An 11,256-nucleotide genomic window follows, 5' to 3' on the forward strand; every position below is an offset into this window, starting at 1 on the left:
GCCGTGGTGGCGGGTGTCTCCTCCGGCGGAGCGTCCGTCGCCTCGTCCGGCGGCGGAGCGGCCATCGCCTCGACCAGCGGCGGAGCGGCCATCGCCTCGACCAGCGGCGGAGCGGCCATCGTCCCGTCCAGCGGCGGAGCGGCCATCGTCCCGTCCAGCGGCGGAGCGGCCATCGTCCCGTCCAGCGGCGGAACGGCCGTCGTCCCCTCGGCGGCCGCGACCGGGAGCGCCACGTGCACGTCGTCGCCGACGTCCCCCGGGAGCCGGAACGTGTGCCGGACGGGCGGCACGCCGTCAAGCTCGAGCGTCACCGTGTACGACCACCCCGTCACGGGCCGCCCGGCCCCGTCGCTGAACCCGGGCTGGTCCGTCGTCGGCAGCCGCAGCGTCGCGCCGCCGTGCTCGTCGAGCGCGACCACCGCGGGTCGCGGGTGGACCGTCGCACCGCTCGCGTCCCAGACGCGTGCGGTCGACGACCGCACCGTGACGCGGCCCGTCCACGGCGACCCGAGGTCGTCGAGGAACGGGCCGAGGCGCACGGTGGCGGTGCGGATCTGGGTCGGCAACATGGAGGCCCCCTCACGTCGCGTGGTGAGCCGATCATGACCACGCGACGACGCGGACCACGGGGAGGCGCGCGGGAAGACCGAGAACGCCGCCACTGCCCGCGGGCCGGGCGTGCCGACGCCGACGGCCCGGACCTCTCGTCCCGGCCGTCGGCGTGCGTGCGGTCCGTCAGCCGGTGCGGCGGCGCAGCGCGCGCCCGCCGCACCGGCGTCGTCACGCTGTCAGCGCGTGGTGCAGGGCGTGCCGTTGAGCGAGAAGCTCGTGGGCGCCGGGTTGCTCCCGCTGTAGGCGCCGTTGAACCCGAACTCGACGGTGCCGCCGGTCGCGATCGTGCGGTTGTAGTCGACGTTCCGCGCGGTCACCTGCGCACCGCTCTGCGTGGTGGCCGTGCTCCACGCCTGGGTGATCGTCTGGTTGCCGGGCCACGCCCACGTGAGGGTCCACCCGTTGACCGGCGCGCCGTTGTTCGTGATCTTGACGTTGGCCGTGAACCCGACCTGCCACTGCGAGGGCGCGGCGTACGTGACCGTGCACGCGCCGGTGGGCTGCGGCGTGGTCGGCGTCGGGTCCGGCGTGGTGGGCGTCGGGTTCGGCGTGGTCGGCGTGGGGTCGGGCGTCGTGGGCGTCGGGCTGGGCGTCGCGCGGTTCAGCGTGTCCAGCACGGAGGTGTAGGCGGCCTTCTTGTTGCCCGAGCCGTCGAACAGCAGCGGTGTGCCGCCGGAGCGCCAGGAGTCGGTGTCGCGCACGCCCCAGACGGTGATGCCGGTGCAGCGCGCGACGTTGAGGCAGGCCTGCACGACCCGCTGGTAGTTCTGCGCCTGCGAGGAGCCCGAGCCCTCGATGTCGAGCTCGGTGATCTGCACGTCGACACCCAGGTTGGCGAAGTTCTGCAGCGTGGTCTGGTAGTTGCTCGGCACCGGGCTCTGGGAGTTGAAGTGCGACTGGAACCCGACGCAGTCGATCGGCACACCACGCGACTTGAAGTCACGGACCATGCTGTAGACGCCCTGGGTCTTGGCGTGCGACCAGTCGTCGGTGTTGTAGTCGTTGTAGCAGAGCTTCGCACCCGGGTCCGCGGCGCGGGCGGCGCGGAACGCGGCCTCGATCCAGTCGTTGCCGGTGCGCTGCAGGTTCGAGTCACGGCGGCCGCCGGACGACCCGTCGGCGTAGGCCTCGTTGACGACGTCCCAGGCGTAGATCTTGCCCTTGTAGTGCGTCGCGACCTGCGTGACGTGGTTGAGCATCGCGTTGCGCAGGTCGGTACCGGACATGTTCTGCATCCAGCCCGGCTGCTGGGAGTGCCACGCCAGGGCGTGCCCGCGCACACGCTTGCCGTTGCTCTGCGCCCAGTTCAGGATCCGGTCGCCGCTGGAGTAGTTGAACTGGCCACGGTTGGGCTCCGTGGCGTCCATCTTCATCTCGTTCTCGGCCGTGATCATGTCGAACTCACGGTTCGCGATCGTCTGGTACGTGCTGTCGTTCAGCCGGCCCGCAGCGATCGCCGTGCCGAAGTACCGCCCGCTCTGCTGCGCCGCAGCACCGAGCGTGCTCGCCGCCGCCTGGGCGGGCTGGGCGGCGGTCAGGCCGACGATGGTCATGGCGACGGCCAGCGTCGCGGCCGCGAGAGCTGTCCTCCCGCGGCGCTGGATCCCTGTCATGTGGCGCCTCTCCGTGGGTACCCGCGCACGGCGGGTGGGGCTGGCGACGGGGGCTCGCGCGCGTCGCGCCGTCGGCTTCTTCACCGATGAAGAGGCGTCCGCCGGCGCCCGTCGTCGTTGTCGTCGCTCACCTTGCAGCGCCGTCGCCGCACCAGCCATCGTCTAAACATTTCAGCAGCGACGGCGTCGCCGTCGCGAGAACGACGCGGGCCCGGACCGGGCAGCCCCGGTCTGCGTCGGCGGATTCTCCGGGCACACCGCGACCGCCACACCGTCTGGGCCGCCGTCAGCGCGGAAGCTCGACGCCCGTCAGGTCGGCCAGCGCCGCGAGCAGCGTGTCCTGCACGTCGACGTCCGACGCCGCCGGGTTGGCCTCGAGCTGCTCGAACCGCTTGAGGTAGACGCCGCTCACCCGGGCCGCCGCGTCGTCGGACGTCGCGAGCCACACCTGCGTCGCGGCGCCGTCGCCGACCTCGTCCCACGCGTCCGGACCGCCGAGCTTGGTCTTGATCCACCCCGGGTCGACGGCCGTCGCGAGCACGTCCGGCCACAGCCGCGCGACCGCGAACGCGAGCACCACGTCGTACAGCTTGGAGTCGGAGTAGGCCTGCATGCCGTCCCACGGACGGCCCGACCACTGCAGGTCGTCGAACGCGACCCGGCCCTGCGCCTCGAGCCCGGACGTGAGGTAGACCAGACGCGCGGGACGCGGCGCGAGCGCCGTCAGCACGTACGGCGCGACGGTGTTGACCTGGAAGATGCGCTCGAACCCGTCGGCCGTCTCGGCGCGCTCGGGAGCACCGCCACCGATGCCGGCGTTGTGCACGACGGCGTCGAACGGCCCGGCGTCGGCGATCGCGGCGGCCAGCGCCCGCGTCTGCGCGAGCGACGCGAGGTCCCCGGTGAGGACGTCGCGCAGCCCCGGCAGCGCCGCGCGCAGCTCCTCCGCCCGGGCCGCGTCGCGCGCGTGCCCGACGACCTCGTGCCCTGCGTCGATCAGCCGCCGGGCGGTCTCCCGCCCGATCCCGTCGGACGACCCCGTGACGAACACTCGCGCCATGACTGCTCCTGGGTGACGAGGCGGCCAGCGCCGCGGGCTGCTGCACGGCTTCGGAGACCACCGGGGGAACGACGAAGGCCCGGACCGTGTGGTCCGGGCCTTCGTCTTCTTGTAGCGGGGGCAGGATTTGAACCTGCGACCTCTGGGTTATGAGCCCAGCGAGCTACCGAGCTGCTCCACCCCGCGTCGGCTCGACAACTCTACGACACCCTCCGGACCAGACCAAATCCTCCCGCGTGAGGCCGGTCACAGGCCGGGCCGGGCACCGCGGGAAGCCCCACGACGCCCGGCCCGGCCGGCGGTCACCACGACGGTCAGCCGCCGGCGGCCTCGAGGTCGGCCTCGGCCTTGATCGCATCCTGCACGGCCCGCGACAGGCGGTCCTGCGCCTCGCCGTACTTCGCGAAGTCGCCGGTCTGGAGCGCCGCCTGGCTGTCCTCCAGCGCCTGCCGCGCCTGCTGCAGCGCGAGGTCGAGCGACGCCCGCGCCGCGGCCGCGTCCGGCGGGACGCCGTCCGTCGGGTTCTCCGTCGGCGTCCCGGTCGGCTGCTCGCCCGGCGTCTCGGCGGGCGGTGTCGCTCCGTCGTCGGGGTTGGTCCCAGCGTCGCCGGCCTCGGCACCCGAGTCGCCGCCGAACACCTGGTCGAGCGCACCGTCGAGCGTGCTCGCGAACCCGATCGAGTCGCCCCACGCGACCAGCACGCGCTGGAGCAGCGGGAACGCGGTGCCCGACGCGGCCTGCACGTACACGGGCTGCACGTAGAGCAGTCCGCCGCCGACGGGGAGCGTCAGCAGGTTCCCGCGGACGACCTGCGAGTCGCCGCGCGCCAGGATGTTCAGCTCGTTCGACACCGTCGGGTCGGCGTTGAAGTTGTTGTTCACCTGGCCGGGGCCCGGCACGGTCGAGTCGCGTGGCAGCTCGAGCAGCCGGAGCTTGCCGTAGTCGGCGGACGGCTTGCCCGCCTCCGACCCCGCTTCCGCGTCGACGGCCAGGTACCCGGTGAGCACCTCGCGCGCCCCGGAACCACCGGGGATGAACGTCGACATGAGCGAGAACCGCGCCTCGTCCTGGTCGGGCATGCGCAGCGTCAGGTAGTACGGCGGCTGCGGCACGTTGACGTTCGGGTGCGTCGGGTCGAGCGGGTTCGCCCAGAAGTCGTTGCCGGAGAAGAACTGGTTGGCGTCCTCGACGTGGTACCGCGTGAGCAGGGCGCGCTGCACCTTGAACAGGTCCTCGGGGTAGCGCAGGTGGCTCATGAGCGGACCGCTGATCTCCGACAGCGGCTTGAGGGACGTCGGGAAGACCTCCGACCACGCCTCGAGCACCGGGTCGGACGGGTCCCACGCGTACAGGTCGACCGACCCGTCGTAGGCGTCGACCGTCGCCTTCACCGAGTTGCGGATGTAGTTCACGGTCTTCGGCTGGAGCGCCTGGATGGTCTCCGTCGTCTCGGTGAGCGCGTCACGCGTGGCGGACTCGAGCGAGCGACCGGCCGAGTACGGGTACTGGTCGCTGGTCGTGTAGCCGTCGATGATCCACTTCACGCGGCCCTCGACGACCGCCGGGTACACGCGCCCGTCGAGCGTCAGGTACGGCGCGACCTTCGCGACGCGGTCGCGCGGGTTGCGGTCGTAGAGGATCTGCGACACGTCGGTGACGCGGTTCGAGAAGACGAGCTGCTCGTCGCCGAACTTCAGCGCGTACAGCAGCTTGTTCCACGGGTTGCCGATGCTCGGCCCGGCCGACACGTCCTGCGTCGGGAAGCGCGTGAGCTCCTGGCCCTGCGCGTCGTCGGACGGGTAGTCGAACTCCCAGCCGTCGCCGCTGGGCGCGCCGACGATCGAGTACGCGGGCGCCTGGGGGCTGAAGTAGATGCGCGGCTCGTACTCGCCCATCTGCCCCTGCGACGGGATCCCGCCCTCCCAGAAGTCCGGCGCGCCACGGCCGGCGGTCGTGTTGCCGTAGGCGGCGACGACGCCGAACCCGTGCGTGTACACCGTGCGGTCGTTGGTCCAGTTGCGCTGCGCCGAGTCGAGGCCCTCGAGGTCGAGCTCGCGCACCGCGATGACGGTGTCGCGGCTCTCGCCCTCGACCTCGTACCGGTCGACCGAGAGCGAGTCCGGGAAGTGGTAGAACCCGCGGATCTGCTGGAGCTGCTTGAACGACGGGCTCACGACCTGCGGGTCGAGCAGACGGATCGACGCGGTCGTCTCGGCGTCGGAGCGCAGGGCGCCGGCCTCGGCGGTCACGGTCGCGTCGTAGTCCGCGGTCTGCACGTCCTCGAGCCCGTAGGCCGCGAGCGTCGCGTCGATGTTGCGCTGGATGTACGGCGCCTCACGGTCCTGCTGGTTGGGCTGCACCTGGAAGCGCTGGACGACCGCCGGGTAGATGCCGCCGACGGCGATCGCGGCGATCACCATGAGGCCGACGCCGATGGCGGGCAGGCGCCAGTTCCCGCGGATCGCGGTGACGACGAACATGACGGCGACGAAGATCGCGATGCCCGCGAGGATCGCCTTCGACGGGATGACGGCGTGCACGTCGGTGAACGCCGCGCCGTGGAACTTCTCCCCCGCCTTGGTGAGGATCGAGTACCGGTCGAGCCAGTAGTTCGCGGCGATGAGCAGCATGAGCACCGCGCCGACGACCGACAGGTGCACGCGCGCGGCGCGCGTCGTCCGCGGCCCGTTCCCCCGCCCGCCGCCGACCCGCAGGCCGCCGTACAGGTACTGCGTCGCGAGCCCCGCGATCCCCGCGAGGATCGTCACGGCCATGAGGAACGACACGACGAACCGGATGCCCGGGAGCGTGAACAGGTAGAACCCGAGGTCGATCCCGTACTGCGGGTCCTTCTCGCCGACCGTCTGCCCGTGCATCCAGAGCTGGACCGTCGACCACTGCTGCGACGCGGCCGCGCCGGCGAACAGGCCGAGGACGGCGGGCCCGACGATCATGACGAGCCGGCGCAGCGGCTCGATGGCCTCGCGGTACTGGTCGAGGTTCGCCTGCTCGGGCGTCGACGGCGCGTACACGGGGCGCGAGCGGTACCCGAAGCTCAGGCTCGCCGCCACGGCGCCCGCCATCAGGCCGAAGCCGAGGACGAACAGCACCGCACGGGTGCCCCACTCGGTGCCGATCACCTGCAGGTAGCCGAGCTGGTCGAACCACAGCACCTCGGTCCAGACCTGGGCGAGCACCAGGACGAGGACGACGAGCACGCCGAGGACGACGAGCGTCGGAGCGAGCGCCCCGCGCCGGCGTCGGCCGGCAGGTCGTGGGCGGGGTGGGCTGGCGAAGGTCACGGAGGGTCCTCGTCGTCGTCGGGCACGGCTGACCGCGGCGGACCGCGGCCGGGCGGCACGCGCACGCGCGGACCGCTCCTCGGTGTGAACGTGCTGCTGGAGGCCCAGGTTCCCACACGGGTGCGACCATGGTCCGGTGACACAGCCCCCCACCGCACCGCACCCGGGCGAGCGCGCGCTCGCCGACGCCGTCCGCGAGGTCGAGCACCACGTCGCCGGCGCCGGGTGGGACGCGCCGGTGCGGGTGTTCGCGCTGGTCAGGACGCAGTCCGCTCTCGCGACCGAGCCGGGTCTCGCGGACCAGCTCACGCACGACGTGCTCGACGCGGCGGCCGCCGACCCGTGGCACCTCACGTCCGTCGAGCAGGAGGGGCTGCCGTCCGCGCCGGACCTCGAGACGCTGCTCGCCGGGCTGTCGTGGCCCGACGCGGTCGACGGCGTCGCGGTGACCGTGGAGCGCGTCGTCCTGCACGTGCTCTACGTGATGTTCACGGAGGGGTCGACGAGCACGTCGGGAGGCGACCTGCACCGGGTCGACGTCTCCGACGAGGCCGTCCGCCTGACCCGCTGGCTGCACGCGCTCGAACCGCGCGACCCCGAGGTCACCGGCCTGCTGGCGTTGATGCTGCTCACCGACGCGCGCCGACCGGCCCGCACGGACGCGTCGGGCGAGCTCGTGCCGCTGCCCGAGCAGGACCGCAGCCGCTGGGACCGGGCGCTGATCGCCGAGGGCCTCGCGCTGCTCGACGAGGCGATCGCCGCGCGGTCGGTCGGCGAGTACCAGCTCCAGGCCGCCGTCGCCGCCGTGCACGACCGCGCCGCGACGGCGGCGGACACCGACTGGCCGCAGGTCGTCGCCCTGTACGGGCTGCTGGAGCGGATGACGGGCAGCCCGGTCGTCGCGGTGAACCGGGCTGTGGCCGTGGCGATGGTCGACGGGCCCGAGGCGGGGCTGCGGCTGCTCGACGACGTCGACCTGCCGGGTCACCGGCTCGACGCGGTCCGCGCGCACCTGCTCGAGTCGGCGGGCGACTTGTCCGGCGCACGCGCCGCCTACCAGCGGGCCGCCGCCGCGGCGACGTCCGTCCCGGAGCGCCGCTACCTCACCCTCCGCGCCGCCCGCCTGACCCTGCCCGCCTGACCCCGGGCGGTCGCAGTCGCCCGCCCGCCCGACACCCCCTCGTCCGGTCGACCGCGTGCGGAGTCGATACCGACATGGTTGCCGCTGACGGTTCGCGAACGGCAACCATGTCGGTATCGCGGCCGCCGGCCCGGCTAGGCCGTCGTCGGAGGGGCCGACCACAGGACCTCGCGGAGGCGCGCGGCGAACGCCGGCGGGTCCTCGACGAAGCCGATGTGGTCGCTCGGGAACAGGACCGGCTCGACGCCGAGCAGGGCGGCGAGCGCGCGCGACGACCGGTCGCACAGCTGCCCCGCGGACTCCTCGCCGATGCCCACGACGACCCGCGTCGGCGAGGCGCGCAGCGCGTCCACGTCCGGCCGGTAGCGGACCGTCGGCCAGAGCATGTGCGCGAACTGCATGTGGTCGTCGGCGACGTCCTGCGGTGTCCGGTCGCCGCCGAACATCTGCGCGACCAGCTCGGGCGCCATCGGGATGTCCGCGATCTGCATGAACTGCTGCCACGCCCCGACGACGTCGCCCGACAGTTGGGTGTCGACCATGCGCCGCGTCCGCTCCGCGAGCTCGGCGTCGTCGGGCAGGACCGCGTGCAGCGGCGGCTCGTGCGCGAGCACCACCCGGGCGGCGTCGGGGTGCCGGGTCGCGAGGTCGAGCACCGTCACCGCGCCGCCGGACGACCCGAGCACGAGCTCCGCCGGTCCGAGGCCCACGTGCGTGACGAGCGCGGCCACGTCGTCGGCGCGGAGCTCGACGGTCGCGTCGGCGTCCGGGTCGGCGACTGTCGACCGGTGGATGCCGCGCGGGTCGGTCGTCAGGACGGTCCGGTCCGTCCCGAGCAGGTCCGCCAGCGGGGCGAACGCGTCGGCGTCCATAGGCGCCGCGACGAGCACGACCAGCGGGCCGGACCCGCGCAGCTCGTAGTGCAGGCGGGCGTCGCCCACGTCGAGCAATCCGGTCGTCGGGGCTGTCACGGGTGTCGCGGTCATCGGGTCCTCCGTCGTCGAGCGGGTGCGTGCGTACGTCGTGCGGGTGTGCGTGCCGGCGTGGCTGCGGGCGCCGGTGGCGCCGTCCTCCCCGCCCACGCCTGCCCTACCGACCGCCGCGGACGCACGGAGTCATCGGGCCGCTCTCACGTCGTGCGGACGCGCGACCCGCGGCGCAGCATGGAACGGCGCTCCAGCAGTGCGGCGTGACGGCTGGACCGGAGCAGGGAGCACCCCATGGGCATCGACGACCTGGGCGACAAGGCGTCCGACGCGCTGAAGAGCGACAAGGGCGAGCAGGCCAGCGACTCCGCGCTGGACAAGGGCGCCGACGCGGTGTCGTCCGCGACGGGCGGCAAGCACGACGAGCAGATCGACAAGGCGCAGGACGCGGCCGACCGGAAGATCGGCGACCAGTAGTCCGCGACCCCGAGCAGCGCCCCGGGCGTCAGCGCGAAGCCGCGACGTCCGGGGCGCGCAGCCCGCGCTCCGCGTGGAACCCGCGGTACACGGCGGTCCGCAGCTCGACCGCGTACGCCTCGACGGTCGGCATGCCCGCGGCGACGGCCACGGCGATCTCGGCCTCGACGTCGTACGGCACGCGCACGACTCCGAGCGCGAACGGGTCGTCGCGCGTGCCGCCCACGACGCCCTCGAGCACGAGGTAGGACGCGGTCGGCTCGTCGAGCGGGTTGCCGACGCTGCCCGCGTTGGCGAGCGTGCGGGCCTCGCGCGTCTCGACGTACACGTCGTGCACGTCGCCGTAGACGACGAGGTCGGGCGTCGGGCCGTCGCCGGTCAGCGGCGTCGTCGCGAACATCCCGTCGAACTCGTCGTCGGTGTGCTTGAAGAACACGCGCGTGTAGACGCTCGTCGCGGACGCGTGGAACAGCCGCACGTGCCGCCCGGACACCACGAGGTCGTGCGACAGCGGCAGCGACCGCAGCCACTGGCGGTCGTCGGCGGTGAGCTCGTCGCGCCACCACGTCACGGCCGGGTCGTCGAAGGGTCCGGGTCCCGGCATGAAGTCGTCCCAGTTGCCGCGGACGGTGACCGCGCAGCGCTCGCGCGTACGGGCGACCGCGGCCGAGCCGCGCGGGCCCTTGCCGGCGACGTCGCCGAGGTTGAGGACGGTCCCGATCCCGCGCGCGTCGATGTCGGCGAGCACCGCGTCGTACGCCGTCATGTTGCCGTGCACGTCGGACACCAGCGCGATGCGCTCGACCGGCACGACGACCACCCCCAGGTCTGGACGAGCGTCAGGCTAACCGCTCGCGATGGCCGCCGCGGGCGGTCCGACCTACGCTCCCGGCATGACGGCTCCCGTGGACGCCGGTGGCTGCCCGGCCCGCAAGCTCACGCAGCCGGGCGACGGGACGGTGCCCGACCTCGAGCAGGTCGGCGCGGGCCGCTGGCGCATCCGCTCGTTCGAGCTCGCGCGCACCGTCCTGCGGCACCCCGAGCACACGCGGCAGGGCGGGTTCAACGCCGAGAACTTCCACCGCACGGGCGGTGCGGGCGGCACGACGGGCCCGCGGATCCGGCCGCCGATCCTCTACCTCGAGGGCGAGCAGCATCACGCGCAGCGGCGGGCGGCCGCCCGGTTCTTCGCGCCGCGGACGGTCGAGTCGTACCGCCCGTGGCTGGAGGGGACGGCCCGACGGTTGGTGGGGACCGTCCGGACCGACCGCTGGTCGGACGTCGCACGACTCGCGATGGGCATGGCGGTGCAGGTCGCGGCGACGGTCATCGGCATCGACCGGGCTGCGTCGGCGGGGCTGCACCGGCGGCTCGACACGTTCTTCGCACCCGACCCGCCGGGGGCCGGCCCGTGGCTGCGGCGCTGGCTCGCGGCGCGGCGCAGCACCGCGATGCTGCGGTTCTACGTGTTCGACGTGCGCCCGGCGATCCGCTCACGCCGGCGTCGTCGCCGTGACGACCTCATCAGCCAGCTGCTCGACGACGGGTTCAGCGACCTCGACGTCCTCACCGAGTGCGTGACGTACGCGGCGGCGGGCATGGCGACGACGCGCGAGCTCATCACCGCGGCCGTCTGGCACCTGCTCGACGACGACGTGCTGCGTGCCCGGTACCGCGCCGCGCCGCGCGACGAGCGGCTCGCGATCCTCGACGAGGTGCTGCGGCTCGAGCCGGTCGTCGCGCACGTCCTGCGCGAGACGACGGCGCCGCTGACCCTCGACGGTCCCGACGGCCCGGTCCACGTGCCGGCCGGGTCCGTGCTCGACGTCGACGTGCGCGCCGCGAACGCCGACGCGCGCGTCGCTGGTCCCGACGGCGACCGCCTCTGCCCGGGCCGTGACGTCCCGCGCGCGGTCCCGCCGACCCTGCTGAGCTTCGGGGACGGGCACCACAAGTGTCCCGGCGCGCCGCTCGCGATGGCGGAGACGGAGGCGTTCGTCACGACCCTCCTGGCCGTCGACCTGGAGGTCGCGGGACCGCCCGTCGTGCGGTGGAACGAGGTCGCGCAGGGGTACGACCTGGTCGACCTGCGGGTGCGCCGGACGGCCCGCCCGGCGGCGCCGAG

At 73.5% G+C, this 11,256-nt stretch carries 8 protein-coding genes, 1 tRNA gene and 1 pseudogene; 3 read left to right on the forward strand and 7 right to left on the reverse strand.

All coding sequences use genetic code 11. The features are described 5' to 3' along the window. The 5 genes and pseudogenes from HGA02_RS03300 to HGA02_RS03320 all read right to left on the reverse strand — a co-directional run. Nucleotides 1–569, reverse strand: a pseudogene (locus tag HGA02_RS03300) (hypothetical protein); the annotation flags it as partial. Nucleotides 570–788: 219 nt separating this feature from the next. Then, nucleotides 789–2,225 carry a glycoside hydrolase family 10 protein gene (locus HGA02_RS03305; RefSeq protein WP_168677562.1) on the reverse strand — a complete coding sequence of 479 codons (1,437 nt, stop codon included), beginning with the start codon at nt 2,223–2,225 and terminating at the stop codon, nt 789–791. A 286-nt stretch (nt 2,226–2,511) separates the two neighbouring features. Further along, nucleotides 2,512–3,285 (reverse strand): SDR family NAD(P)-dependent oxidoreductase, encoded by a 774-nt coding sequence (locus HGA02_RS03310; RefSeq protein ID WP_168677564.1) that lies wholly within the window; start codon nt 3,283–3,285, stop codon nt 2,512–2,514. A 112-nt stretch (nt 3,286–3,397) separates the two neighbouring features. Continuing rightward, nucleotides 3,398–3,471 (reverse strand) — tRNA-Met (locus HGA02_RS03315). A 128-nt stretch (nt 3,472–3,599) separates the two neighbouring features. After that, on the reverse strand, nt 3,600–6,587 hold the full coding sequence (locus HGA02_RS03320) for a UPF0182 family protein (protein ID WP_168677566.1): 2,988 nt from the start codon (nt 6,585–6,587) through the stop codon (nt 3,600–3,602). A 136-nt stretch (nt 6,588–6,723) separates the two neighbouring features. Between HGA02_RS03320 and HGA02_RS20730 the strand changes: the two genes are divergently transcribed. Further along, a complete protein-coding gene (locus HGA02_RS20730; protein WP_168677567.1) occupies nt 6,724–7,728 on the forward strand; it encodes a PPA1309 family protein in 1,005 nt (334 codons plus the stop codon). Nucleotides 7,729–7,862: 134 nt separating this feature from the next. Here the strand turns inward: HGA02_RS20730 and HGA02_RS03330 are convergent, their stop codons facing one another. Then, nucleotides 7,863–8,714 (reverse strand): alpha/beta fold hydrolase, encoded by an 852-nt coding sequence (locus HGA02_RS03330; protein WP_168677569.1) that lies wholly within the window; start codon nt 8,712–8,714, stop codon nt 7,863–7,865. A 234-nt stretch (nt 8,715–8,948) separates the two neighbouring features. Between HGA02_RS03330 and HGA02_RS03335 the strand changes: the two genes are divergently transcribed. Next, the gene (locus HGA02_RS03335) at nt 8,949–9,131 is read left to right on the forward strand and encodes an antitoxin (protein ID WP_168677571.1); all 183 of its coding nucleotides are present in this window, start codon (nt 8,949–8,951) and stop codon (nt 9,129–9,131) included. Nucleotides 9,132–9,159: 28 nt separating this feature from the next. Here HGA02_RS03335 and HGA02_RS03340 read toward each other — a convergent pair whose 3' ends face one another. After that, on the reverse strand, nt 9,160–9,942 hold the full coding sequence (locus HGA02_RS03340) for a metallophosphoesterase family protein (RefSeq protein ID WP_168677573.1): 783 nt from the start codon (nt 9,940–9,942) through the stop codon (nt 9,160–9,162). Between the two features lie 82 nt (nt 9,943–10,024). Between HGA02_RS03340 and HGA02_RS03345 the strand changes: the two genes are divergently transcribed. Further along, nucleotides 10,025–11,256, forward strand: a 1,232-nt coding sequence (locus tag HGA02_RS03345; protein ID WP_168677575.1) for a cytochrome P450, incomplete at its 3' end; no start/stop codon positions are given.

Origin of the sequence: Cellulomonas septica, from assembly GCF_012396155.1 — a bacterium.
GTDB classification, from domain to species: domain Bacteria; phylum Actinomycetota; class Actinomycetes; order Actinomycetales; family Cellulomonadaceae; genus Cellulomonas; species Cellulomonas septica.

What these genes read in the sequence shown, in the direction of transcription:
- HGA02_RS03330 (WP_168677569.1), bottom strand. Translation starts at nt 8,714, where the DNA reads ATGACCGCGACACCCGTGACAGCCCCGACGACCGGATTGCTCGACGTG.
- HGA02_RS03305 (WP_168677562.1), bottom strand. Translation starts at nt 2,225, where the DNA reads ATGACAGGGATCCAGCGCCGCGGGAGGACAGCTCTCGCGGCCGCGACG.
- HGA02_RS03310 (WP_168677564.1), bottom strand. Translation starts at nt 3,285, where the DNA reads ATGGCGCGAGTGTTCGTCACGGGGTCGTCCGACGGGATCGGGCGGGAG.
- HGA02_RS03335 (WP_168677571.1), top strand. Translation starts at nt 8,949, where the DNA reads ATGGGCATCGACGACCTGGGCGACAAGGCGTCCGACGCGCTGAAGAGC.